The sequence below is a fragment of the Niallia taxi genome (assembly GCF_004005475.1).
GTDB lineage: Bacteria > Bacillota > Bacilli > Bacillales > Cytobacillaceae > Niallia > Niallia taxi.
In genome coordinates this window covers 60,656-86,437 of sequence record NZ_RZTZ01000006.1, presented here as the reverse complement: position 1 = coordinate 86,437, position 25,782 = coordinate 60,656, and the positions used below count along the sequence as shown (strand labels likewise).

Genomic DNA, 25,782 nt, shown 5'->3' with positions numbered 1-25,782 from the left:
TCAGGTCTTTGCTTAGAAGTTTAAACTATCTGTACTCAAAAAAAGCATACGTCCTCGCTGCAGGAAGAGACTACTCGGGGATTAAGAGACAGGCAAGAACATTAGAGGAGGAGAGTGCCAAAGCGGTTTATTGCTTGCCCTATGGAAAGGAAATTCTGGTATCCCTATGCTTTTAAAGAATTTTAAAAGAACGATTAACAACCGTGCTTTAGAAATTACTTTGGAAGCTAGCCTAAAACCACGTTCGAGCATTAGTGGTTTTTTAAGTTGTTTCCTTAATCTTCACTTCAATCCTTGTCACATATTCATCCGCTATATGCGTTTCATGAAAATCAATGATATACGTTTCGAAAAGATCGCCGTCCATCTCTAATTTATTATCGATTATGTACTCCTTCAGCTTTACAATATATTGCTCGGTTTTTTTGTAGCTGCCTTTATAACAAATCGCAGCATATTTTCCTTTAGGCAAAATCGTTGTATGGGAATCAGAAGCATTTTCAATAAAATAAAAAACGCGGTGACTGATAGAATTGCCCTCAGTATTGTACAAAAAACTTCCTATCATATGTTGTTCTAAATGAGGGAGGTTGTTTTCGTATTTTTTGTATAGCTCTTTCAAAGAAAGGTCAACATGCTCACTGTCAATATCTTTATCAATGCTTGCAATCACATATCTGTCTGGACATTCGATTAGCTGACACACACCCTCTGCACATGGCACAGTTTGTGTAAAAACATCAATTCTTTCCTCGACGATATGCTGCATCTCCTGTAATGCAGCTAACTCTTGCTCAATAAAGAGCTGCTGCTTTTTCAACAGATTTAACGTCTTCTCTACGGTGCGTTTTTCCAAATAGTCTTTTATTTCTTCTAATGGAATATTAAATTTTCTTAAATCTCGGATGATATTTAATTGCTGTAAATTTTCATCTGTATAAATTCGATAATTATTTTCGCCTCTGCGGGGGACGACTAAATTAATCTCCTCGTAATAGCGCAAGGTATGTGCACTGATATCATAAAGATTAGCAATTTCGTTAATTTTCCAGTTCATATTTCTGCTCCATCTATTTGTATTAATCTTAGATAACTCGGTTGCTATTAATTTGCCATACGGGTGTTCATTAAGGGTTTATTAAGATGTTCATAACGGTGTCCGCTTAAAACTATTTCGCCCACTTTTTTATAGCCTATACTTGAATATAGCTTTTTTGCTTTAGGATTGCCAATATCTACGTTAAGGCCGATTGTGCTGTAGCCCGCATTAATCGCTAAATGGTCCATTTCTTTCAGTAAAATCGAACCAATTCCTAAACCTCTGTATTTTTTATGAACGACTATAGAGTCTAAATACCACTCTTTTGGAAATGCCTCCTTATCAACAAATAAGGTTTCATTTTCTGCATAGCCATTCTTTATTAATACCTTTTTAAACGGTTCATCGATTACAGACTCATCTATTGCAGGGTACCCAAAGCTGACTCCGGCTATTTCACCATTATGTTCAAATACTATCCCTCTGTTCATTCCGTACCGATAAGTTGGATCTGCCATCGCTTCTCCCACCATTTCTAATACCTTGTTTTTCGGAATTTTGTTAAGCAGTGACAGCTCCATATCCTCGAATATTACCCATAATAAAGCTGTTATTTCCGTTGTATCCTTTTGTGAAATGCTTCTAATCATTAGTATCCAACTTTCTGTTCATTAATTGGTTTAAGTATAAACCCTCTAGTCATTCTAAGGTCAATCACTAATTACTATCCTTTGGTTTGTTATGAATTTGGAAAATTCGGATATTTATATTGACATCTAATAGCAATTTAATAGAAAATATAGAGATAGGTAGTAAAATGCTTCCAAATAAAATCAGTTTTTTAGAAATTAGTATGGAAGATTAAGTGAAGTCAGTTACATATAGGCATGTTCAATTAGTGTTTAGTTTTTTAGGGGTAGACTTGGCAAGAAGATTATTTTTGTTCTTCTTTTGCGAAGTTTTTTTGTTGTACTAGAAATTTTTTTCTTCAGGAAGGGGATGGCTCTGTGAAAAACTATTCGATGGGCAAATTAACGTCATTGTTAACACTTTTACATAACAGCAGCGGCGAACAGGAAATTAAAGATGAATTAACAAAAAGAGGCTACCGTTATACTGTAGGAAAAGTTGGCGCAATGGATTTATTTAAAGTAATTGCTGCAATTGAAACGACGGCTAAGTCGAATAATATTATTGATGGCGACGCATACAGAGAGGTTCATGCACTTTATCACACAATATTAGAAGCTCTGCAAGGTGTTGGGAGAGGCAATGTGCAATTCGGTGAAATATTGCGAACGGTAGGTCTGACGTTCGGAATTGTTAGAGGTGAAATTGAAAAGTACGGCTATAATGGCGAATGGATTTGTGTTTGTATTTTTGGAACAATCGGTGCCCCGAAAAAAGGCTTTGAGCACGATGCATTAGGATTAGGGTTTAACCATATATAGTCGTCTTTAACTGTGTGTGGCTATTTAAATAGTTGCAAAAAAAAACAGGGTAAATTGATAAAATAATGTTTGCGAAATATTCTGAATAAATGTATAATCATTGTAGTGAGCAATTAGACATTTAGGAATTTTAGCGAATTATCATTTGAAATAATTGACAATCATTTAATATTTAGAGCCCATAGTTCTTAGTATATAGGGGGCTGCATGAAGAAGTTTATTTCTTTATGCAGTCCCCTTTTTGTATGTGAAAAAAGAAGGGGAAGTAGGCGGTAGCATGAATGTATTTCTTGATGGGAGCACATTGTCATTTACAGACATCAAGCTTGTATTAAACAAAAAAGCGACAGTTGAAGTTCATGAGGATGCATGGGAAAACGTAAAAAAAAGCAGGGCTGTTGTGGAAAAACTTATTGAGGATAAGAATGTAATTTATGGTGTTAATACGGGCTTTGGCAAGTTTAGTGACACGATAATCTCCACGGATGATTTAGAGCATTTACAAATCAATTTAATAAGAAGCCATGCCTGTGCTGTCGGCAAGCCCTTTTCAGAGGATGTTAGCAGAGTGATGCTGCTGCTTCGAGCAAATGCACTGGCAAAGGGCTATTCTGGGATTCGGCCAGAAACACTGCAATTGCTTATTGATTGTCTAAATCATGAAATTCACCCGGTTATTCCAAGTCAAGGGTCTCTTGGCGCAAGTGGTGATTTAGCGCCATTAGCACATTTGGCACTAGTATTAGTAGGAGAAGGGGAAGCCATTTATCTAGGAGAAAAGCTTGAAGCAAAGGAAGTGTTAAGGCGTGCTGGCTTAAAACCGATTCGTTTAAAAGCAAAGGAGGGTCTTGCATTAATTAATGGTACACAAGCGTTAACCTCTGTCGGTGTTTTAGCTTATTTAGAAGCACAAAAGCTGTTTCATATGGCAAATAGAGTAGCTGCCTTAACGTTAGAAGGATTAAGAGGAATTGTCGATGCATTCTCGCCTGAGTCTCATTTAGTTAGACCATATCCAGAACAGCAGGAAGTGGCAGAACGGATCCTTTCTTATGTTGAAGGCAGCAAGCTGACAACAAAACAGGGGGAGCTCAGGGTGCAGGATGCCTATTCGCTTCGCTGCATTCCTCAAGTGCATGGTGCGATTTCACAAACATTAAATTATGTGAAAGAAAAATTAATGATTGAAATAAATTCAGCGACAGATAATCCATTGATTTTTGCTGATAGCGGTAAAGTCATTTCTGGCGGAAATTTCCACGGACAGCCAATCGCCTTTGCAATGGATTTCTTAAGTATTGGGGTTGCAGAAATTGCCAATATATCAGAAAGAAGAATTGAGCGCCTTGTTAATCCTCAGTTAAATGATTTACCTGCATTTCTTAGCACGAATCCTGGTCTTGAATCAGGCTTGATGATTACCCAATATGTAGCTGCTTCATTAGTTTCCGAAAACAAAACATTGGCACATCCATCAAGTGTTGATTCCATTCCCTCCTCCGCAAATCAAGAGGATCACGTAAGTATGGGGACAACAGCAGCACGCCATGCATATGAAATTGTGCAAAATGCAAGAAAGGTAGTTGCAATTGAAGCAATATGCGCAGCACAGGCTGCAGATATAAGAGGGTGTGAGAAGCTTGCACCAGAGTCAAAATTGCTTCATGAAAAAATCCGTGCAACCGTTCCGTTAATAATAAGTGATCGCGTGTTTGCTACAGATATTGAAAATTTAGATCAAGCCTTAAAGCAGGAAAACTGGTCTTTTGATACAGGTGCAATAACGTAAGGAAATGACTGACTTATCTCATATTCTATAAATTTACAAATAAATATAATGATAAAGAATACAGGAGGTTGAAGCATGGAAGGGAAAAACAAAATAATTCGCGCCCCTCGAGGAACTACATTAAATACAAAAGGCTGGGAACAGGAAGCGGTATTAAGAATGTTAATGAACAACTTAGATCCGGCAGTTGCGGAGCATCCTGAAAATCTGGTTGTTTACGGCGGGATTGGGAAGGCTGCACGAAGCTGGACTGCATTCGAGAATATTGTTGCATCCTTGAAATCACTTGAGGCCAACGAAACCTTGTTAGTACAATCAGGCAAGCCTGTCGCCATTTTTAAAACGCATGAAGCAGCACCACGTGTCCTGTTAGCGAATTCTAATATTGTACCTGCGTGGGCGAATTGGGAAACCTTTCACGAGCTTGATAAAAAGGGCTTAATGATGTATGGACAAATGACAGCTGGAAGCTGGATTTATATTGGTACACAAGGCATCGTTCAAGGAACATATGAAACCTTTGCTGAATGTGCAAACCAGCATTTTAACGGATCATTGAAGGGGACAATTACTGTAACAGCAGGGCTTGGCGGAATGGGTGGAGCGCAACCTTTAGCTGTCACAATGGCAGGCGGTGTTTTAATTGGCATCGATGTTGACAGGAGTCGCATAAAAAAACGAATGGAAACACGCTATTGTGATGTCCTTGTAGAAACATTGGATGAAGCAATCGTTAAAGCGGACGAAGCGAAAAAAGCAGGAAAACCGTTATCCATTGGGTTAGTCGGCAATGCTGCTGAAGTGCTTCCAGACATGATTAAACGTGGGTTTATTCCAGATATCGTAACAGATCAAACGTCTGCACATGATCCGCTTCATGGCTATTTGCCAATTGGGCTTTCTTTAGAAGAAGGGGAAACATTACGCAGAGAAAATGGAGCTGAATATGTAAAAAAATCAAAGGCTAGCATGGCCGTTCATGTTCAAGCAATGCTTGAGATGCAGGGAAAAGGTGCCATCGTTTTTGATTATGGCAATAATATCAGGCAGGTTGCCTTTGATGAAGGTGTTGAAAATGCCTTTGCTTTTCCAGGGTTTGTACCTGCCTATATTCGCCCGCAGTTTTGTGAAGGAAAGGGGCCGTTCCGCTGGGTCGCATTATCTGGTAATCCAGAAGATATTTATAAAACAGATGAAGTCATCTTAAGAGAGTTTTCCTATAATGACCACTTATGTAATTGGATAAGGATGGCAAGAGAAAAAATTGAGTTCCAAGGACTCCCGGCGCGTATTTGCTGGTTAGGTTACGGGGAGCGTGCCAAATTTGGAAAAATCATCAATGACATGGTTGCAAGCGGAGAACTGTCTGCACCAATTGTGATTGGAAGAGACCATTTGGATGCAGGTTCTGTTGCTTCGCCAAATCGTGAAACGGAAGCAATGAAGGATGGCAGTGATGCAGTTGCAGACTGGCCAATCTTAAATGCATTACTTAATACAGCTGCTGGTGCAAGCTGGGTATCTGTACACCATGGCGGCGGAGTTGGAATGGGCTATTCTCTTCATGCCGGAATGGTTGTCGTTGCAGATGGTACAGAATTAGCAGGGCAGAGGCTTGAAAGAGTACTCACAACAGATCCAGGAATGGGTGTTGTCCGCCATGTTGATGCAGGCTATGAATTAGCAATTGATACAGCGCAGGATAAAGGAATCAATATCCCAAATCTAAAGTAAAAGGTTGAGATAAAATGTCTGAATACCTATACATTAAAAATGCATCCCAAGTTATTACGGTGAGCGGAAGCAGTAATAAACCAAAAGTAGGCCGAGAAATGTCTAATATAGGTGTAATAGAAAATGGCAGTGTGCTAATAAAAAAGGACAGAATTGTCTTAGTCGGCGTAAATCAAGCAGTAGAGCAATATGTTAATAGATTAAGTGAACCAGTTGACGTTATTAACGCAGCAGGCAAGGTAGTAACCCCAGGCTTAATTGATCCACATACACATATCGTTTTTGCTGGGAGTCGTGAGAAGGAATTAGAAATGCGCTTAAAGGGTGCAAAATACATTGATATTTTAAAAGCAGGAGGCGGAATATTAAGTACTACTGCCGAAACACGGCAAGCATCTGAACAACAACTAATCAGCGAGACAGTTCCACGTCTGGACCGCTTCCTGCAATATGGAGTTACAACAATAGAGGCGAAAAGCGGCTATGGGCTGACGACAATGGATGAATGGAAACAGCTAAGGGTTGCCAAAAAACTGAATGAAATTCACCCGATTGATCTTGTTTCTACATTTATGGGAGCACATGCTGTTCCAAATGAGTACAAGGAAAATCCTGATGATTTTGTCCAATTAATAATCAACGAAATGCTTCCGCTTGTTGCGAAGGAAAAGCTAGCAGAGTTTTGCGATGTGTTTTGTGAAGAGGGAGTTTTTACAGTTGAACAGTCCAAGATAATTTTAGTGGAAGGAAAAAGGCTTGGGTTATTGCCTAAGATTCATGCAGATGAAATTGTCCCATTTGGCGGTGCTGAGTTAGCAGCAGAGTTAGGTGCGGTTTCTGCAGACCATTTGTTAAGAGCTTCAGAAGAGGGGATACTGGAAATGGCGGAAAAAGGCGTAATTGCCGTACTTTTACCTGGCACAGCATTCTTTTTGATGGCAGAGCCTGCTAATGCAAGAAGAATGATCGAAGCTGGTGTTGCTGTTGCCCTTTCAACAGATCGAAACCCTGGCTCATCACCGACAGAATCATTGCCCTTTATTATGAATCTAGCGTGCTTAACAATGAAAATGACTCCAGAGGAAGTGTTGGCAGCCTGTACCATTAATGCAGCACATGCCATCAATAGGGCCCATGAAATTGGCAGTATTGAAGTGGGAAAAAAAGCGGATGTCATTTTGTTTGATGCGCGAAATTATCAAACCCTTCAATACAACTATGCTGTTAATTTAGTTGATACTGTGATTAAGAATGGCAAAGTGGTTGTTAAAGGTGGTGTAAATGTTGCAAAAACGGAAGCTTTCCATTAATATAGCTCGACTGAAAACAGACATTGAAGCACTTGGGGAATTCGGTAAAAACGATAAAGGTGGTCTTGATAGAACCACCTTTACTTCAAGTGAATTAGCAGCAAGAGAATGGCTGAAGAGTCGTCTTGAACATTCGAATTTGGTTGTAAAGGTTGATGAAGCCGCAAATATTTGGGGGAAACGTAAGGGGGCTAGGAATCTTCCGAGTATTGTGTTTGGCTCACATATTGATACAGTCCCAAACGGCGGGAAATATGACGGAGCACTTGGTGTATTAATGGCTCTTGAAGTATTGAGAGTATTGGAAGAAAACGGCATAGTGACAAGGCATCCACTCGAGTTAGTTTCATTTAGTGCAGAAGAACCTAATCCTTTTGGATTGTCTACATTTGGAAGCAGGGCGGTCAGCGGCAAATTGACGAAAGTTAATCTTATAGATGTAGCAGATACAGCAGGAACGAAGCTCACAGATGCATTACGATCTGCAGGGGGGAGTTTTGAGCAATTTGCGAACTGCATAAGAAAACCGATAGAACTTAGTGCTTATTTAGAGGTGCATATTGAACAAGGCAAAAGGCTTGTCAACAGTTCCATACCTATCGGGATTGTAATGGCAATTACAGGTATCTATCGTGAACAAATAACCGTTATCGGCGAGGCTAATCATGCTGGAACTACATTAATGGAAGATAGAAAGGATGCCTTAGCTGCAGCATCAGAGCTTATATTATCGTTAGAGCGTGCCTGTTTAAGGCACCCTTCAAAGGAAGTGGTTGGCACGATTGGGAAGATTACTGCCAGCCCAAATGCACCGAATATTATCCCTGATAAAGTAACAATGTCATTAGAAGTAAGAGGGAAAACATCGCTTGAAATACAGGAGGTATTAGCAGCTTTTACGCTTGATTGCTTGGATTGTAAGGAGAAACGAGCTGTGCAAATAGAAAGAAAAGTGTTGTTAGACCAAGCGCCAGCTGAAATGGATGAAGTAGTAATGGAAGCAATAAAAAGCAGTGCAGAGCTTCTGAATTTCCCTTATTTAATACTTGGCAGCATGGCAGGACATGATGCTGCACATATGGCAGCAATAACAAGAAGCGGCATGATATTTGTTCCAAGTGTTGGAGGGAAAAGTCACTGTCCAGAGGAAGAAAGCGGATTGGAGGACATCGAAAAAGCGGCGAATGTGCTGCTGCATTCGATTCTTTCATTAGACGAAAAATTAGATGTGTAAAGGAGCGTACATGATGAGTATGATATATACCGCTGATTTTGTTTATATAAATAGCCAATTTCAAAAGAATCAGGCCATTTATGTCTTGGATGGTGTAATAAAAGAAATTGGACCAAGGAAACAGCTTATCGAAAAATATAAAGGAATAGCTGTAGTAGATTGGAAGGACAAAGCAATTTTGCCAGGAACAGTTAATGCTCATAACCACTCTTTTCAAAGCTTACTAAGAGGAATTGCAGTGGATCGTCCGTTTTTAGAATGGAGAGATCAAGCATTGTACCGTTACACACCATTATTGGATGAGGAAGCAATTTATACGGGAGCGCTCTTTGCTTTTGGAGAAATGCTGAAATACGGTGTAACAACTGTCAGTGACTTTTTTTATGTTCATAATGGTGGAATTGCCACAGATGAAGCGGTGATTCAAGCAGCAAAGGATATTGGAATCCGCCTTGTTTTCGCAAGGACGATGTATGATTGGGAAGGTGCCCCAAGCAGTTATCAAGAAAGTGTAGCAGAGGCTGTTGACCGAACAAGACAGCTCGCAATAAAGTATCAAGGTGATTCAATGGTGTCTATTCATCCTGCACCACATAGTCCTCACGCGGCATCACCGGAAATGATTAAGGCAGGACACCGTCTTGCGAAAGAATTAAATACCCCGTTTCATATTCATGTGGCAGAAGAAACCTTTGAAGTCGATGAGACACTTGAAAGGTATGGCCTACGTCCAGTTCATTATCTCGATTCTCTTGGTGTTGTCGATGATAGTATGATTGCTATTCATCTAGTTTGGTTGGATGACAGTGAAATAAAGTTACTAGGACAAAGAAAAACAGCACTCGCTTATTGCCCATCAAGTAATATGTTTTTATCTGATGGAGTGACAAGAATACCAGATTTACTTGAGGCAGGTGTCCGTATTTCACTTGGTTCAGATGGAGCCTGCAGCAATAATCGTATCAGTATTTTCGAAGAAATGAGAATGTGCTCTCTTCTGCAAAAGGTAACTCGCCTTGATGGTACTTGTATTAATGCAAAACAAGTATACAACATGGGAACAAAAGCAGGAGCGGAAATGCTGCAGCTGTCAACAGGTGAGATGAAAGCAGGAATGAAGGCAGACTTCGTTACATTAGATATAAATGATTTATCCCTTTCCCCAAAAACAGAGTTATTTGCAAATGTAGTTTATTCCCTCCAACCAAATGCAATTACAGATGTATTAGTAGACGGCAAAATAATAGTAAAAGACCGCAGCATAAAGACCATTTCAGAGCAGCATATAGTCAATCGAGTGGATAGTTTAATGGAAAAGTGGAAAACAATCTAAATTAATACTACTGAAATAGACTTTATCATATAAAGTTGTAATAAGTATTAATCAATCAAAAATAAACATTTACAGATTAACAATTAGTTTTAACGTTTTATGTTTTAATATAATTTAAAAATTAGTGGAATGGAGCGGAGGCCACTCGAATACTAAGGGAAATAGAGGACGCTTTAGACCCCGCAGGCGAAGAAGAGGAGATTAAAAGCTTTGCCCGCGGAAAGCGAGTGTAAGGTGAACGCAATGGAACGAACAAAATGGAAAGCCAGTATTTACAAAAAGGTCCAATGCTACTAAGTTAGAATAAAATTGATATTATTCATCTAAGTGATGTATTATCCCAATTAATGAAAAAAACAGCTAGTTTTATAGCAAGCTATTATATCCACACATCATTTTCTGCTGTTTGGGAGGTTCTTTCCTCGCCAGTATTGACTACACCTTTAGGTTCCACAAGCATTATTTTGCATTCCGAAACCGCATAAGGCTTATGTTCTACATTTTTCGGAATAACAAACATTTCTCCTTCCTTTAATTGAACTTTACCATCCCTAAATTCAATGATTAAACTGCCTTCCATTACAATAAACACTTCATCTGTATCTTCATGCTTATGCCAGACGAAATCACCAAGCACCTTAACTAATTTAAATTGATAATTATTCATTTCGGCAATGACCTTCGGTGACCATTGGTCCGTAAACTTCGAAAATTTCTCCTGAAAGTTAATCGAAGAATAGTTCATTATTTTACCTCCTTTTATCTGACTGATTTATTTAAATAGTAGCATATTTTTACCTATTATTGCTAAATACACAAAGTCTATTAAGTTAGTTTCTATCTTTTCCAGATTATGCTAAAATTAGTTCATCATCTTACCATGAGGAGGAAGTAAAATGACAGATAAACGAGAACAATATGATCGCCGTTTTGAAACAATTGACGAACAAATATGTGAATTGATTAACAAACGAAAAAGTATATCGAGTAAGTCAAGTATTCCAACCTCTCAGCTTATAACTTCATGGTCAAAAAAATATGATTTATATGAGGGATTTTTAGACGGATTATTCCATCACTTATTAGTTGAAGACCTATTTAAGCCATATGTTGACCCAAAAGGATTTCGTAAAAATATCCCGATATTAAAGTCATATGAAAGGGATAATCTATTTTTCACCGTAACATTTGTACGTCAATATGAAAATGCTAGCATCGTAAATTTAACGATGGATAAAGAACCGTTAGAAGAAAATGCAGAATCTTTACTTGAATTTACCTTTCTAGAGCTCTCGATAGAAAATAATGGGGTGGAGTATGACTGCAAAGACATAGGAGGAGGAGGCTCTGACGGTCATATGTCACATACTTACACTGTATCACCGCCATTACCTGACGATATGTCTGCAGTTAAGTTCATTTTTACGGAATATAAAGAACCACTGCAAAGAAAACCAACAGGAATTGAATTTGTTATTACATTGGAGAATGAGTTATAGACAAAAGAGTCAATAACTTGCTGGGATATTCCTTTATGATTGCCTCGAGAACAGATCAATTTAACTACGAATAAATGGCTGCAAGACTTGAAATACCGTTTGTTTTACTTCCTCATTGTGGTCCTTTCCCTTCAGGTGAAGGCATTAGCGAAATACCTATGAAAAGTATTTCAAGAATAATTTGACTTTAATTATAAGGAAGGAACAGCTCTCAATGTCATTTATTAGGAGCTTGTTTAACTAGTATGTATACATTTAGACTTGAATTTCTCTGTAGCAATCAATTGCTTTCATCAAATGAATGATTGTTGTTTCCATGCAATATAATTGTAGAAGCTATTTAGGTAAGTACAATGAGGAGGTAAAGGATGGAGAAAGTAATTAATGGTATAAACCACTGGATACAAGCATTACCAAAGGAATTCACTACTATGTCAGTAACAGAAATTTCTAATCGGTCTGCACCAAACAAATGGTCCAAAAAAGAGATATTAGGACATCTATGTGACTCTGCCATTAATAATCTAGGTAGATTTCTACAAGTTCAATATGAAGAACAACCATATGTGATTCAGCCTTATAATCAAGTGCAATGTGTTATACTCCAGAATTATCAAGAAAGACCTCTTCAGGATATAGTAACTCTCTTTCAAGCGTTAAATAACCAAATTGTCCATGTTTTGCAAAACATACCATCTGAAAAATTATCTTATATTTGTGATATCGGCAATAACGAAGAAAAAACATTAGAATGGCTGATACAGGATTATCTCGAGCATATGGAGCATCATATTTACAACCAAATTTTAGTTAAATAATGACATCTGCAAATTCCATAAAGAAAAACTTTGAAATTAAATGGTTAGTAATTGATAATCAGTTGTCAAATTTGACGGAGGCAGAGGCAATACCTTGGGGAGGGAAGATAGTGGATTTAGGGAGTGCAATAGCTACTGGAAATACGGCAGATGTATTTTTGTACAATAATAAAGTAATTAAGCTATTTAAGGAATATTTACCGCCAACTGAAGCCACATATGAAGCTAAGAAACAAAAGTTTGCTTATTCGTGTGGCCTTAATGTCCCGAGGGTATTTGAAGTTACCAAAATAAATGGAAGACAGGCAATCGTTATGGAATACATAAACGGTGAAACGCTAGGTCAGCAAATTCAGAACAAGATGGGGTCTGTCGAGCATTATATTGACATCTTCGTGAATGTACAGAAAGAGATACATACAGTTAAAATTCATCAAGATGATGAAGTGGAATCTATGGCAGAAAAACTGAACCGGCAAATTAATTCGGCCCCCACTTTAGGTGAAGAACAAAAAATTAAACTTTTAAGTAGATTAAGTTCCCTGCAATATGAACCTAAACTATGTCATGGTGACTTGCATCCATATAATCTACTTGTAAGTAATGAGTTGATTAGTATTATTGACTGGGTAGATGCTAGTGCTGGTGATCCGAGAGCAGACGTTTGTCGTACCTATTTATTAATTTCATCGTATTCCCATGAATTAGCAGAATTATATCTTCGCTCCTACTGTAATAGGGCCAATATTTCTAAGAAGGCAATTTTAGAATGGATGGCAATTATTGCGGGAGCCAGACTGAATGAACACATACCTTCTGAAGAAAATGAACGTCTTATGAAAATTGTTGCGAAATTTTGTGCTAATGATTAAGAGACACTATTGACAACAATAATGGTTGATTTTATAATAAAGTCGGAATTAACATACTAAAATTTTTTTGTTCGTGGATTTTTCTAGAGTAAGCTCTATTTTCGCCACACAAGTGTCTTAGGACATTTGTGTGGCTTTTTTTATGCAAAAGGAGGTGCTAGTATGAAAAACTGGCATTATGTATTAATTGTTTTCTTAGGTGGCTGCAGTTATGGCATCTTATCAACATTTGTTAAACTTGCTTACGCTAATGGATTTTCGGTGCAGGAGATAACAGGTGGACAATATTTATTTGGGACAGTGATTATTTGGCTGCTTGTAGCATTAACAAAAAAGCAGAAAATTTCACGAAATCAAGCGGTAAAGCTGCTGTTATCAGGTGTTCCGTTTGGTTTAACAGGAATATTCTATTATCACTCGCTGCAATCACTTCATGCTTCATTGGCTATTATTTTTCTTTTTCAATATATTTGGATCGGTTCGATACTAGAGCTAGTATTCTTAAAAAAGAAGCCTTCACTAGAAAAACTTGTTGCCATCGTTATTCTTCTTGCAGGTTCTCTCTTAGCAGCAGGAATCCTTTCAGATACAGGAGTTACTGTATCATTGCAAGGTGCTATGTGGGGAATGCTTTCTGCAGTGACGTTTGCAACGTTTATTTTCCTCAGTGGTTCTGTCGGGAAAGATACAGCGCCGCTGTTAAAAAGTGCATTGCTGTCTAGTGGCGGATTAATCATTGTGTTCATCGTATTTCCACCATTCTATTTAATTGATTTACCTGTATTAATAGGGGTAACAAAGTTCGGCTTAATCCTTGGTTTCTTTGGTGCAGTATTGCCACCACTGTTATTTTCAATTGGTATGCCAAAGATTGGTCCAGGACTTGGCACAATTCTAACAGCATCTGAGCTTCCTGTAGCCGTTCTTATGTCTGCCTTCGTTTTAAAAGAACATGTTAGTGGAGTGCAATGGATCGGCGTGGTAATTATTTTAGGAGGAATCGCTGCCAGTAATTTAAAGTATTCTAAATCTAGCATGAATACTAAAGCAAATAATTCTTTAGCTAATTAAATAAAAAGGGTTGGATACTGGTACAAGTATATCAATCATAGCTAAATCGGAACTATTATGCGGAATTTTCACCTGAAGATTTCGCGTAATAGTCCGGTTTTTTTTGTTTAATTGGAGAATAAGCTGCCTCTATTTTTTTTATTTTAGGAGCTAAGCTATACATAAAAATCTACCACTTAGTTAAAATTAACAAATATATAAATGTTTGGAGGTATTAGGATGGGGGCAAGCCTAAAGGGTATAAGTGCTGACAATATTAAAGCTTCTTTAGGTAATCCTAACGACTTAAATGTTCGATCCATTACCTTGAATCTATTGATGGAGAATAGATTAGAGTGTTCTATCGTTTTTATTGCAGGCATTGCTGATGAGAAAGAGATTGAAAATTTTATTATTAAGCCTTTACAGCAGCTATCTCCTGCAGTAGAAGCTGAAGATATTTTACTTACTGTTCAGAAGGAAATTATTCAGGCTAAATCCATTGCAACTCTTCATTTATATAAAGATGCTATTCACGATGTGCTCAATGGCAAAACCATCGTGATCATAGAGGGAATAAAAGATGTCCTGTCTATTGATGTTGCCAAATGGAAGGAAAGGTCTCTGACTGAAGCAGAGGGGCAACGTGTTACGAAGGGTCCTTTAATTGGATTTAATGAAAATCTTGCGACAAATATAGCGATTATGAGACATGCCATTAAAAACGAACAACTTCGATTAGAAAATTATACGTTTGGAAGCCTTACGAATACAAATATTTGCATAATCTATTTAGAAAACTCAGTAGATAAAACAATATTAGCAGAATTAAAAAAAAGGTTAACAAAAATAAAGACAAGTAAAATAATGGATGCAAACTATGTGGAAGAATTTATTCGCGACCAGTTTCTCACACCGTTTCCACTGATTTTGACAACAGATAGACCAGATGTGCTTACAGGAGAAATTACGGATGGAAAAATTGCGATTTTAGTTGAGGGTACACCGTATGCGTTAGTCGTACCAGCGCTTTTTTTACAGTTCTTGCAATCACCAGATGATTATTACTTTGTTAATGGTGGTGTTACAAGGCTACTCAGAATCCTTGCATTGATATTGGCTATTTATTTACCAGCGTTTTATCTAGCCTTTGTAACATACCATCCAGGGCTATTGCCCTTTGATTTAATTTTAAGCCTGGCTTCTCAAAGGGAAGGTAAACCTTTACCTTTAGTCGTTGAGCTACTTCTCTTTATGTTTCTTTTCCAAATTATCATTGAAGGTGCGCTGCGATTGCCGAAGGGATTGGTTTCAGTTGTGTCCATTGTTGGGACGATAATCATAGGTCAGTCAGCCGTAGAAGCAGGTTTAGTTCAGCCTGCTACACTACTTGTAGTAAGCATGTCATATATATTCAGTTTCGTAGCACCAATTATGACACTAGCAACAGCTGTTCGGACACTTCGGTACGGCTTTATCTTAATTGCTGCATTTTTAGGGTTATATGGAATTATTCTTGCAACTTTAGCGTTAGTTTTTCATCTTAATCATTTAAGATCCTTTGGTGTGCCTTACTTTGCTCCACTTTTCCCTTTTAATTCAAAAGACCAAAAGGATACTATCTATCGCTTTCCATTACGAAAACTAACGAATAAGCATGGATATCAGCATGAGGAACCTGTATCTAAAAAAAGAGAATAATGAAGGATTAGCAGAATGAAAACATTAGGCATAATTGCGTTCTTATCACTGTTTGCCATACTTTCACTAGGTAATATTAATCGTAACGAATTAAATGAAGTCGCTCTTGTTTATGCAATTGGAATAGACAGGGACTCCGATAATTATGTTGTCTCCTTACAAGTAATTAATCCACAGCCACTTAATAATCAAACAGAAAAGCTGCCAGTAGTTGTGTATGATTCGAAGGCAAAAAGCATGGGCAAAGCGATTGAAATGGTATCTAGAAAAATATCAAGACAGTTAAGTCCAGCTCAAGTTCAGCTCATAATAATTGGAGAGTCAGTTGCTGAAACAATTGGAATTAATGGAGTACTTAATTATATATTGCGTGAGCCTGGTTTAAGCTCCATGTTAGACATACTAATCACAAAAGACATTAGTGCTTGGGATGCTTTAAAAGTTATCCCGTTCATGGAGGACATTCCAGGCAGCGAAATTGTAAAAACACTCGAAAACACCGAGGAAAACTGGGGCTCGCACCAAAGAATATTTCCAACACAGCTTAAGGCGGAAATTATTTCAAGAGGAAAGGAAGCAATCGTACCAACAATTATGTTAATTGGGGATAAGAAAGCTGCTGGAGAAAAAGCTATCTTGGAGTCCATATCGCCAAATGCCTACTTAGAGCTTTCAGGATTGACTGTTATGAATGAAGACAAAAAAGCAGGCTGGTTAAATGATAACCAAAGCAGAACCTATTATTTAATTAAAGGATCCTTGAAAAATAGTTATTTCAGCTCTTATTGTTCTGCTCAGAAGGAGGAGTTTGGTTTAACGATTATTCATTCTAAAACGTCGATCGATGGCAAGATGAATAATGGAAAACCGCAATTCAAAATTAAGGTTGATTTAGTTGGAGATTTAGATGAACTAAATTGTGATATGGATTTAACAAAACCAGATGGGATAAAAAAGATTGAGAAATTAATGGAAAAGGACATTGAAGCAAGCATAAAAGACTTAATTGTTCAGTCACAAACATTAAATTGTGATTTTATCGGTTTTGGAGATGTATTGAGAATTGACGATAAATCAAACTGGAAAAAGAATGAGAAAATATGGCAAAAAGAAATCTTTTCAACTTCTCAGTTCGAAATAACAGCAAATGTTACCGTACGAAATTACGGAGATATAAATATAAGTGACTAACCTAATGGGCGGCTGGTGTTAAAGATGAAAATAAAAAAAATTGATGCGTTAGAGCTAGCTTCTATGATCATATTGTTTCAACTAGGAAGCTCCATTGTATTAGGGATGGGAATGGAGGCAAAAAAAGATGCTTGGATGGCAATTGGTATTGCAACAGTTATCGGTATTGCCATTCATTTTTGTTATGTAGCATTGTATAGAGCTGGTGGTACAGGTAAAACGTTCACGCGTATTTTACAAGATGCATTTAGCCGTCCCATAGGAGTTATTATCGCTACCCTTTACTATTTTTATTTTTTGTATTTAGCTGCTCGTGTAACAGGAGATTTTGCTTTTTTTATTAATGAAGTAATTTTATGGAGTGTCAGTGCTTGGGTCATTAAATTATCGATTCTTTTGTTAGTTGCCTATGTTTGTTATTTAGATATAGAGACATTAGGTAGATCATCTCAGGCACTAACCTTGATTATGTTGGGTTTTCTTATATTGGTTATCGTATTTATGTTTTTTCTTGAGGATTTTGAGTGGAATAATTTAAGACCAATCCTAGAAGATGGCTTTTCGCCCATTATAAAGGCTGTTTTCCCAACATTAATTACCTTTCCATTTGGTGAAGTAATCGTATTTATTTGTTATTATCAATATTTGACAAAATTTTCCGCCTTTCAGAAGTATGGCTGGCTGGCGGTACTTATTTCAGGATTAATATTAATAATAATAGCAGTACTTAATGTCGGACTATTAACAGCAGATCTAGCTGAATTTTTTACTTTTCCATTTATGAAGACAATCGAACAGATTAATTTTTTAAATTTTATTAGACATCTAGAATTATTAGCGGTTTTGGTGTTTACCATTGGTGGCTTAATAAAAATAACTATTTTCTCCTATGCAGGTATTCAAGGGCTGGCAGGAATTTTCAAACTGAAAAAGAAACAAAAGATGATCATCCCCTTTTTGCTTGCTGTTTATATTATAAGCGCAGCGTTCATGAACAACTTTGTTATCCATCTTTATATCGGTTTAAAGATTGTGCCGCTGTACGTTCATTTGTTCTTTCAGTTTCTTATTCCAATATCGTGTCTGGTAATATTATTAGCTAAAATGATGGTCAAGAAAAGGAAGAGGAGGGCAGTGAAAACCTAAGCTCGCATAAGTCGCAGCCGACCAGCTGCTTTTTTTTTATGGAAGGAATAACAAGGGTATTAAATGAAGCTTGTAGAATACATAAAAACCTAAGTTAGAAATTACATATGGAGAGGATGAGGGATTTTGGCTAATGAAGAATATAAAAAAGTATATCCTGACTGCCCAACTATCATCAGAAACGTAACAATAGGCGGCCAGACAAAATTACAATTAATTCAGGCACTGCAGGATTCTTCTATTTTATTAAATAAGTACGGGGAGCTGTTGTTAGCTGATGATAGATTAATCGTATCTTCTACTGCGTATAGACTTAAGACAGTGGAACTTGCTGTAAGTAATTTAGGGATTCCAAATGGAGGGACAACACCTGAAATTTTGCATAAAGCAACAGAGCTTGGTTTACATATTTGCCCCCTTGAGCTGGGCCCATATTTAAGACTATTTTATTTAGAGCAACCTGAAGTTGCTGCTGATACTGGCAAAACTCATCAAGCTCCTACAGGTTCTGTCACCGTAGCATCTGAACCTTTAACTGAGGACGATGAATTTCCGAAAGGCTTTTATCTGAGAAAAATGGATGGAAAACTGTGGTTGCGCGGTTATATTGCGGATAACTTGCATATTTGGAATCCAGATGATCGTTTTATCTTTGTCTTGTCAAAGGAAGTAGATGACCACAGCTAAGAAGAATGAAGCAAAACCTGTTATTCGGACAGGATGATTAAATTTGTACGTATTAAATGGAGTTATTCGGTTGACAATTTCCCAAAATAAAAAGGTTCCTAATAGGATAAAAAAGCCTCCAAATATAAGGGTGTTAGGAAAGGAATTGGCAATTGCAACCATATGATTTACAAATATAATCCACAGATAACCTAAGAAAAGGTTTAACACAATGGAGATACCATGCTCTTTTGCTTTCATTGACCCACATCCTTTTATAGAATATAATTATATTTTAACATATTTTCCATAAATTTGTAGGCGGACCTTTGTGTTTGTGTTCGGAAAAAGAGAGGGATATAATGTTCGACTGGTTAGAGAACATTTTGTGCCGTAAGCAGTCAAGTGGCTTTGTACATAGATGAAAAAACAAGAAGGTTAATAAGTATTGATCAAGGAAGTGTATTTATGAAAAAGGCTTCTTTCTATATTGGTTTAGCGACAATGGTACTAACAATGGCAGCCTGTTCAAATCCGACAGGAGATACAGTTGAGAAATCAAACCTAACTTCTACTACAAGTGAACAGAAAGATATAAATCAAGAAACAAAAAATAGCACAGTGTCTAAACAAGATAAAATCAATCATTCAAATGCAAATCAGTCTATTGAAAATAACAAACCAGACAAAGCTAACACGGTAATAGATATGGAGAATTATTTAAATACTCATTATGTCATTGAAAATACCCATTATATAACGGACTCTTGGAAAAGTGAGAATACAGGTAAGATAAATTATACAGTAAAAATACTTCCTAATAATAAAGAGTTTGGTCAAGAAATCAATGAAATATTTAAAGATGGCATCCCGTATGATGATGTCAGAACGGCAGCCATGTTTGAAATTGCTGAGCGAATCATGAATGAATTGCCTGAGGTAAATGATACAATCCATATTGATTCCGTTAATTGGGTATCAAATATCAATGAATTTCAAGTAATGTTGATACAAGACTATGAAAATAGCTGATTGACAAAAATAAAAAGGGAAGTCAATGAGTAAGTATCATTACCTTCCCTTGCATTTAAATTGTTTGTTTAGCATCGGCTTCTAAATATATTTGCACATTGTTTCTGCCATTTTTTTTGGCAGTATAGAGAGCTTGATCTGCCTCTCTCATTAAGTTTTTTATAGTATCTATACTTGGTTGTGTAACTAATGTATGTGAAACACCTAAACTTAAAGTGGTCTGAATGATAGTATTATTCGAATAGCTAGGACTTTCTGAAGCCTTTACACGGATGATATTCGCTAAGATAGATGCTTCCTCTCTAGTGGTATTTGGCAGCAATATCACAAACTCCTCTCCGCCATACCTTCCAATAATATCGGACTCTTGAATGCATTTTTTTGCTATTGTCGCAATATGAGATAGAACAATGTCTCCAGTCTCATGCCCGTAATCATCGTTGACCCTTTTGAAATGATCGATATCAAACATAATTAAAGAGAGGCTGATTCTCTCAGGTGTTTTCGTGTGAAGCAGTTCATTAGATAGCTTCAAAAAATAGGTTCGGTTATAAACTTGAGTAAGTCCATCAATGGATGCAAGCTGTTTTAATTGTTCCTGCAGTTCTATCTTCTCGGTCATATTAACAAAAGTCACGATCTGCCCGACTTTAAGTGAATTTTTATTTTGGACCTCTGAAAATTGAACTTGATGATAAATTGTCTTATTATTATAAATCCATTTGTAATCACAGTTTTCCTCAGTGTCTAAAATTGTCTTTAGACTGCTATTATCTGACAAAATTTCTTTTATTGGTTTACCAATTGCGGCTGCATGGAGGCTTGGAATGATTGGCAGCATTGCCTGATTATAATCCAGGATAATTCCATTTTGATTAAGAACAATTACGCCTTCTTTCATTCTATCAAACACTGTATCTCTAAAGATGGGAGTCACATTAAACATTTTAAAAGATAGCAGGGCGATACAGTGGAAAATATAGGATAAACTCATGGAAACAGGACCTAAATCAATACCGTATGGGCTTAAACCGTTTAGGTAAAAGTAATTAGCAAGGACTGGAAAAATCAACCCAGCTATCATGGCTAAAATCTGAATTCTAAAAATAAAAGAGGCACTTTTCAATTGTCTGGCTAATGTTAGGACACTTACCGTTAAACAAAGGAACAGGTAAAGTGCGTGTATGTAAAAAAACGGACCATATTCCATTCTTGCAATGGGGAAGGGAGCATCACTTCTTAACCCGACAGAAGAATAGTATAGGTGGTGAAGATTGTTTGTTGCCTGCATAAATATCGTAAAACATGGGATGGAAAATAGAAAGTAATAGACCCATATCTTTAATTTTTGACCAACATATTCGGAACACATGATAAAGAGCAAAGCGGGAATGAATGGCATAACAAGGTATTCCATCATGATCCATAATTTTATATCCCTAAGCGAGGTGCTGCTTAACTCAAAGACATAAAAAAAGGCAAATAAAGATGAAAATAGTGCTGCTGCTTTATATGGTCTAACACCAGGGGCACCCTTTAGCTTAAAATGGGCAAATAAGCATAGAAACAAGCTTAAAATACCAGCTAAAGCCACAATTAATTTAAACATTAATAATTCATTGATCATCTATTGTACTCCAATATAACCAATCCTTTAAAAAAGTAAATTGATTAGGTGAATTTTCCTATATTATTTTTATTTCATTATACTTTAAGAATTCCAAGTTGGTAAATTTTTTTCATGTGTAAAGTTTTCCCAGTGGAAATAGTGCTGTTAGCAGAATTTACTTAGAGGCACTAACACCATATAAGTTATAGAAGGACAAGGTGAAACCTTTTAGAAAGCATATTCGTATGTACTAATGTGATTTATACACCTTTTACGCTTACTTTTATCGCTATTTGTATTTTATGTAAAAATAAGTAAATTTATTTATATCATTACAAGTGTAAAATTGGTGCTGATGTTTAGAAAAGAGGAACTAATTATCAGGAATTATTTATATAGTTATTTTTGAAAAGGGAGTGTTGTTGAATGCTAAGTATATTAAGAATAATCTTTAGTTTGAGTGCGGCTTTTTTAGCTATTTATGGTCTAATAACAGATAATACGAATTTAATGCCATTAACATTTGGCTTATTAGGGCTAACATTCATAATTATGGGAATATCGGAGTGGAAAAAAAGGGAAAAAGGTATGACAGCTCTCCTTTTTGCCACAGCTTGCTTCGTTCTTTTTGTTTCTATTTCTTCTTCCTTTTAATGATACATTTATTCAGAGTAAATAATGGGAGAGAGTGTAAATGAAGAATTGGAAGGAATTATCTTCAATGGAGGAAAGAAAAGTATGGGAAAGACTCTATAAGGAATTTAGATTTAACCCAAGAATGACTTCTTTTCCTTCCTATAAAGTCCCTCCACCGTTTATAAAATATAATATCTCCTCCTATTTAAATTGGACAGGAGATATGCGAACTTTTATTGATATATATAGTGACTTAGAGCTTAAATCGCTGCATGCTTTTCAGGCACTTATACATAAGGATGAATTTATGTATGCATTAGATTGGCAGCATCCCTCTTATTGGATAAATCCCCATTTAGAATTTCCTAAATCACAGTTCGATGAGTGGATTGTGCCGATATTTCCAAATGGTGATTATTACTTTTTTATTCAGAAAAATTTCGAGTGGGGATTGCTGGGACATCCATGGGAAGAAACCATAACGATTTTTGGAAAAGAATTATTAGAACAATTTAATATGCATCAACCAAGAATGCTGCATCATATAGTTGACCAAGAAGAGAAGTGAGTATTATAACACCTTCAGATAGAGAGTTTGCTGAGTGGTGTACTTTAATTGACGGCAGCTTAGATGGAATAAAATTTGGTGTTGGGCCTCGTTCAACATTTATATATTTTATTCACTATTCCGATAAAGAACCAAATAGATTTTGGATAAATATTGAAGTAAACAAGTTTGCTGTATTAATAATAAAGAAAAGAGTGAATTATTGGTATTTGAAAATAGGAGGGAGCTAAGTGAAGAGGAAGCGATTAACACGATTTTAGAAATTCGGAGAGAACAGATTGTTGATATTTCATTAGGGGAAAATTCCCCATCTTTATTAATTTCCTTTCATTCTGGAAAATGTCTATATATCAACGATTATGATAAAAATGTAGAATGCTGGCAAGCTGGTGATGACTGGTTAATTGTTGCAGTTCCAGGAAATGAAATTGCGGCTTGGACACCGGACGATTTTGAACTAAATTAATTTTACTGGAGAGGGGTCAGTCTAGTTTGAATAATTAATCACAATCCATATAAGAAGTATAAATAATCGATGAATAGTTAGGGCAAAATACTTATAAATTTAGTGATACTGGAGGTATATGCTTTGGCTAAGAAGGAAAGATTAACGTCTTCTGAAATTACAGGATTGTGGACACAATATATTCAAAATACGATGTCGATATGTATTAGTAAACATGTATTAGCTACAGCAAAAGATCCAGAGGTTCTTTCTCTTTTTAAATTTACTTTGAAACTATCTGAAAAGCATTTGCAGATGGTGGCGGAATTTTTTAAAGCGGAGAATATGGAAGCACCAATAGGATTTACAGAAGATGATGTTAACCTAAATGCCCCTTCTTTATTTTCTGATAATTTTTGGCTGATTTATATTCATGATATGACCTTGCATGGGCTGTCTGGCTACTCCATTTCGTTTAGCACCTCTGCCAGAAAAGATGTTAGAGATCATTTTTATGAAAGTAATACGGATACAATGGATCTTTATAATAAATCAATTGAACTGCTTTTAGCGAAAGATATTTATCAGCGTTCGCCTTATTTTTCAGTAAAGCAAGGCGGGGAATCACCGACTCAATTTTCTTATTTTATGGATTCCTTTGGCGATAAAAGGCCATTAAACACAATGGAAGCAGGAAATATTTATTTTAACTTAAAGAAAAGCATCGTAACGAAAACGTTAATTAATGGATTTAAACAAGTCATGCAGGATAAAGAAATTATTCATTTTATGGAGCAGTGCTCAGATACCATCCATAAAAATATAAGTGTTTTCTCTAAATTATTTGAAGAAGAGAATCTTCATACACCAAGCCTGTTAGATGGAGAAACGACAAATTCTGTTGAAGCGCCGTTCTCAGAAAAATTAATGACATTTCATGTAGGATTTCTGTTCCATTTAGCAGCGACGTATTACACAACTGCCATGATAACAAGCATGAGAATAGACGTACTTGGACATTGTGATGCAGCAATGCTTAGGGATCTAAAAATTATCGCTTTATTCGGTAAATTAATGGTCAAACAAGGCTGGATTGAGAAGTTACCAGAGGCAGATGACCGTAAAGAATTGAATTGAGAAACGGTTTACGGTGTTCATAACTAGTTGGTGAGGGGCACACAAGTATTTAAGTCTATGTTTAAGCTGAACTATTTTATCGATTAATAGTTCGGTTTTTTTATTTAGTGTTTACGTATTGTATTCAATAATAAAAAATCATAGTGAAATGGAGCAGGGACCACATCGTAAGGAAACGAAATCCTATTAAGCAATACTCTTTTAGTAATCCAAAGTCCATTTGTTCCAAGTACCAGTTTTTTTATTTTGCTTAACGAAGTCAAGGCCAAAAAGAATTGATTATAAAGAAATACATATTATGGAATAATCGGTTTTAATGCTTATTAACGTAGGAGGGTAACTGTAATTAACTTTCCATGTTTTTATAAGTTATATGTTGTAACGAAGAAAAGGAGGAGAATATGACTAATAAACTTAGTATATCGATAACACTAGTAATGGTTATCATTATCTCATTATTCTTATTAGCTTCTAAAGTATATTTTAATACGAAGGAAATAACTGCAGCTAGTGAGTCTTGTTATGAAAATGGCGGTAATCCAAGTGTGGAAAGTACCTTTCTTACTTTAGGGTATTCATTTAAATGCTACAGCGAAAAATGATTGGAGAGATTCTATGAAAATAGAAGAAAAAGATTATTTAGTGGTGATAGATGGCTTTGAGGTTGAGGGCTTTATTGATACAGAACAACGGTGCTTAAGCTGTAAGTTTCACTTAGTGTATTCCGAAGATTTTGATGCCTATTTCTGTCCTAATTGTAATGTTTGGAAAGAAGCGAAATGCAGTGATTCTGAATGCTGCTATTGTCCTATGCGGCCAGAACGTCCATTGCCTGTTTAATGAGTTTTAAATAGTTTGAAGGTAGGTGGATTATAATGAATGGGCAATTAGTACAAGATTATTATTCTTTTAAAAACTGGGTAAAACATGTTGTTGGTGAGTCTAGAAAGCAGTCTACATTTTTGATTGGCATTGACGGGTGTGGAGGCTCTGGTAAAAGCACATTTGCGCAGAAACTAAAAGATGATTTCTGTGATATTACAATTGTTCATATGGATGATTTTTATGTTACTACCTCCTTGATTTCAAATTTAGAACCTGCGAAAAAGTCTATAGGTGCTGACTTTGATTGGAGAAGACTGTTAAAGGAAGTTCTTAATCCCTTAAGCAAGGAGGTAGCTGGATATTATCAAAGATATGATTGGAAAACAGATAAATTAGCCGAATGGCACCATGTTCCTGTCGGGGGTATTGTAGTAATAGAGGGTGTTTATACACTGCGAAAAGAATTGGAAGATTTATATGATGTTAAAGTATGGATAGATTGTCCAAGAGAAACACGCTTAGCACGAGGAATAGAAAGAGATGGCGAAGACGCACAAACAATATGGGAAAATAACTGGATGATTGCTGAAGATATATATGTCAAAGCACATCAGCCTGTTAACAGAGCAAACTTTATTATTCGGGGATATTAAATAAATATGGAAGCCTTTGAAAGAAAATTTTCAAAGGCTTTTAT

General features: G+C 36.4%; 28 protein-coding genes. 23 read left to right on the top strand and 5 right to left on the bottom strand.

Annotation, left to right across the window (positions count from 1 at the left end):
* Positions 1-262: 262 nt before the first annotated feature.
* Together EM808_RS16035 and EM808_RS16030 are read right to left on the bottom strand one after the other, a co-directional pair.
* Positions 263-1,057 carry a MerR family transcriptional regulator gene (locus EM808_RS16035; protein WP_127739227.1) on the bottom strand — a complete coding sequence of 265 codons (795 nt, stop codon included), beginning with the start codon at positions 1,055-1,057 and terminating at the stop codon, positions 263-265.
* A gap of 47 nt (positions 1,058-1,104) precedes the next feature.
* Positions 1,105-1,689: a GNAT family N-acetyltransferase gene (locus EM808_RS16030; protein ID WP_127739226.1), complete on the bottom strand. Its 585-nt coding sequence runs from the start codon at positions 1,687-1,689 to the stop codon at positions 1,105-1,107.
* A gap of 372 nt (positions 1,690-2,061) precedes the next feature.
* Here EM808_RS16030 and hutP point away from each other — a divergent pair, with 372 nt between their 5' ends.
* From hutP to EM808_RS16000, 6 genes are all read left to right on the top strand, one after another.
* Positions 2,062-2,490 (top strand): hut operon transcriptional regulator HutP, encoded by a 429-nt coding sequence (hutP, locus tag EM808_RS16025; protein ID WP_127739400.1) that lies wholly within the window; start codon positions 2,062-2,064, stop codon positions 2,488-2,490.
* Positions 2,491-2,767: 277 nt separating this feature from the next.
* Complete coding sequence (gene hutH, locus EM808_RS16020; RefSeq protein ID WP_127739225.1) at positions 2,768-4,279, top strand: histidine ammonia-lyase; 1,512 nt, start codon at positions 2,768-2,770, stop codon at positions 4,277-4,279.
* A 75-nt stretch (positions 4,280-4,354) separates the two neighbouring features.
* On the top strand, positions 4,355-6,013 hold the full coding sequence (gene hutU, locus EM808_RS16015) for a urocanate hydratase (protein ID WP_127739224.1): 1,659 nt from the start codon (positions 4,355-4,357) through the stop codon (positions 6,011-6,013).
* A 14-nt stretch (positions 6,014-6,027) separates the two neighbouring features.
* Positions 6,028-7,323: an imidazolonepropionase gene (gene hutI, locus EM808_RS16010; RefSeq protein WP_127739223.1), complete on the top strand. Its 1,296-nt coding sequence runs from the start codon at positions 6,028-6,030 to the stop codon at positions 7,321-7,323.
* Positions 7,295-8,557: a Zn-dependent hydrolase gene (locus EM808_RS16005; protein ID WP_127739222.1), complete on the top strand. Its 1,263-nt coding sequence runs from the start codon at positions 7,295-7,297 to the stop codon at positions 8,555-8,557. The genes hutI and EM808_RS16005 overlap by 29 nt, the downstream gene beginning before the upstream one ends.
* A gap of 13 nt (positions 8,558-8,570) precedes the next feature.
* Positions 8,571-9,890: an amidohydrolase family protein gene (locus EM808_RS16000; RefSeq protein WP_127739221.1), complete on the top strand. Its 1,320-nt coding sequence runs from the start codon at positions 8,571-8,573 to the stop codon at positions 9,888-9,890.
* Between the two features lie 379 nt (positions 9,891-10,269).
* Here the strand turns inward: EM808_RS16000 and EM808_RS15995 are convergent, their stop codons facing one another.
* The gene (locus tag EM808_RS15995; RefSeq protein ID WP_127739220.1) at positions 10,270-10,635 is read right to left on the bottom strand and encodes a cupin domain-containing protein; all 366 of its coding nucleotides are present in this window, start codon (positions 10,633-10,635) and stop codon (positions 10,270-10,272) included.
* A gap of 151 nt (positions 10,636-10,786) precedes the next feature.
* On the opposite strand from EM808_RS15995, the gene EM808_RS15990 reads away from it, so the two are divergent.
* The 8 genes from EM808_RS15990 (at position 10,787) to EM808_RS15955 (ending at position 18,854) form a co-directional block, all read left to right on the top strand.
* Positions 10,787-11,389, top strand: coding sequence for a hypothetical protein (locus tag EM808_RS15990; RefSeq protein WP_127739219.1), 603 nt, complete (start codon positions 10,787-10,789; stop codon positions 11,387-11,389).
* A 368-nt stretch (positions 11,390-11,757) separates the two neighbouring features.
* Positions 11,758-12,207, top strand: coding sequence for a DinB family protein (locus EM808_RS15985; RefSeq protein ID WP_127739218.1), 450 nt, complete (start codon positions 11,758-11,760; stop codon positions 12,205-12,207).
* 110 nt (positions 12,208-12,317) lie between these two features.
* Positions 12,318-13,079 carry an aminoglycoside phosphotransferase family protein gene (locus EM808_RS15980; protein ID WP_127739217.1) on the top strand — a complete coding sequence of 254 codons (762 nt, stop codon included), beginning with the start codon at positions 12,318-12,320 and terminating at the stop codon, positions 13,077-13,079.
* A 162-nt stretch (positions 13,080-13,241) separates the two neighbouring features.
* A complete protein-coding gene (locus EM808_RS15975) occupies positions 13,242-14,150 on the top strand; it encodes a DMT family transporter (protein WP_127739216.1) in 909 nt (302 codons plus the stop codon).
* Between the two features lie 219 nt (positions 14,151-14,369).
* Positions 14,370-15,830 (top strand): spore germination protein, encoded by a 1,461-nt coding sequence (locus EM808_RS15970; RefSeq protein WP_164849686.1) that lies wholly within the window; start codon positions 14,370-14,372, stop codon positions 15,828-15,830.
* Positions 15,831-15,845: 15 nt separating this feature from the next.
* Positions 15,846-17,021, top strand: a complete 1,176-nt coding sequence (locus tag EM808_RS15965; protein ID WP_127739214.1) for a Ger(x)C family spore germination protein — start codon at positions 15,846-15,848, stop codon at positions 17,019-17,021.
* Positions 17,022-17,045: 24 nt separating this feature from the next.
* Positions 17,046-18,167 (top strand): GerAB/ArcD/ProY family transporter, encoded by a 1,122-nt coding sequence (locus EM808_RS15960; RefSeq protein WP_127739213.1) that lies wholly within the window; start codon positions 17,046-17,048, stop codon positions 18,165-18,167.
* A gap of 126 nt (positions 18,168-18,293) precedes the next feature.
* Positions 18,294-18,854, top strand: a complete 561-nt coding sequence (locus EM808_RS15955; protein WP_412758982.1) for a helicase — start codon at positions 18,294-18,296, stop codon at positions 18,852-18,854.
* Here the strand turns inward: EM808_RS15955 and EM808_RS15950 are convergent.
* Positions 18,828-19,094 (bottom strand): hypothetical protein, encoded by a 267-nt coding sequence (locus EM808_RS15950; RefSeq protein ID WP_127739211.1) that lies wholly within the window; start codon positions 19,092-19,094, stop codon positions 18,828-18,830. The two genes, EM808_RS15955 and EM808_RS15950, sit on opposite strands and share 27 nt — an antisense overlap.
* 207 nt (positions 19,095-19,301) lie before the next feature.
* Here EM808_RS15950 and EM808_RS15945 point away from each other — a divergent pair, with 207 nt between their 5' ends.
* A complete protein-coding gene (locus EM808_RS15945; RefSeq protein ID WP_127739210.1) occupies positions 19,302-19,865 on the top strand; it encodes a hypothetical protein in 564 nt (187 codons plus the stop codon).
* 55 nt (positions 19,866-19,920) lie between these two features.
* Here EM808_RS15945 and EM808_RS15940 read toward each other — a convergent pair whose 3' ends face one another.
* Positions 19,921-21,492, bottom strand: coding sequence for a histidine kinase N-terminal 7TM domain-containing diguanylate cyclase (locus EM808_RS15940; protein WP_127739209.1), 1,572 nt, complete (start codon positions 21,490-21,492; stop codon positions 19,921-19,923).
* Between the two features lie 408 nt (positions 21,493-21,900).
* On the opposite strand from EM808_RS15940, the gene EM808_RS15935 reads away from it, so the two are divergent.
* From EM808_RS15935 to EM808_RS15905, 8 genes are all read left to right on the top strand, one after another.
* Entirely contained in the window at positions 21,901-22,128 is a 228-nt protein-coding gene (locus tag EM808_RS15935) for a DUF3953 domain-containing protein (RefSeq protein ID WP_127739208.1), read from the top strand.
* Positions 22,129-22,168: 40 nt separating this feature from the next.
* Positions 22,169-22,678 carry a DUF2716 domain-containing protein gene (locus tag EM808_RS15930; protein ID WP_127739207.1) on the top strand — a complete coding sequence of 170 codons (510 nt, stop codon included), beginning with the start codon at positions 22,169-22,171 and terminating at the stop codon, positions 22,676-22,678.
* On the top strand, positions 22,675-22,908 hold the full coding sequence (locus EM808_RS28625; RefSeq protein ID WP_164849685.1) for a hypothetical protein: 234 nt from the start codon (positions 22,675-22,677) through the stop codon (positions 22,906-22,908). The genes EM808_RS15930 and EM808_RS28625 overlap by 4 nt, the downstream gene beginning before the upstream one ends.
* Positions 22,881-23,144, top strand: coding sequence for a hypothetical protein (locus EM808_RS15925; protein ID WP_127739206.1), 264 nt, complete (start codon positions 22,881-22,883; stop codon positions 23,142-23,144). The genes EM808_RS28625 and EM808_RS15925 overlap by 28 nt, the downstream gene beginning before the upstream one ends.
* Positions 23,145-23,267: 123 nt before the next feature.
* On the top strand, positions 23,268-24,260 hold the full coding sequence (locus EM808_RS15920) for a DUF3231 family protein (protein WP_127739205.1): 993 nt from the start codon (positions 23,268-23,270) through the stop codon (positions 24,258-24,260).
* Positions 24,261-24,661: 401 nt separating this feature from the next.
* Positions 24,662-24,862 (top strand): hypothetical protein, encoded by a 201-nt coding sequence (locus tag EM808_RS15915; protein ID WP_127739204.1) that lies wholly within the window; start codon positions 24,662-24,664, stop codon positions 24,860-24,862.
* A gap of 13 nt (positions 24,863-24,875) precedes the next feature.
* The gene (locus tag EM808_RS15910) at positions 24,876-25,100 is read left to right on the top strand and encodes a hypothetical protein (RefSeq protein WP_127739203.1); all 225 of its coding nucleotides are present in this window, start codon (positions 24,876-24,878) and stop codon (positions 25,098-25,100) included.
* Between the two features lie 35 nt (positions 25,101-25,135).
* Positions 25,136-25,738, top strand: a complete 603-nt coding sequence (locus EM808_RS15905) for a uridine kinase family protein (RefSeq protein ID WP_127739202.1) — start codon at positions 25,136-25,138, stop codon at positions 25,736-25,738.
* Positions 25,739-25,782: the final 44 nt, after the last annotated feature.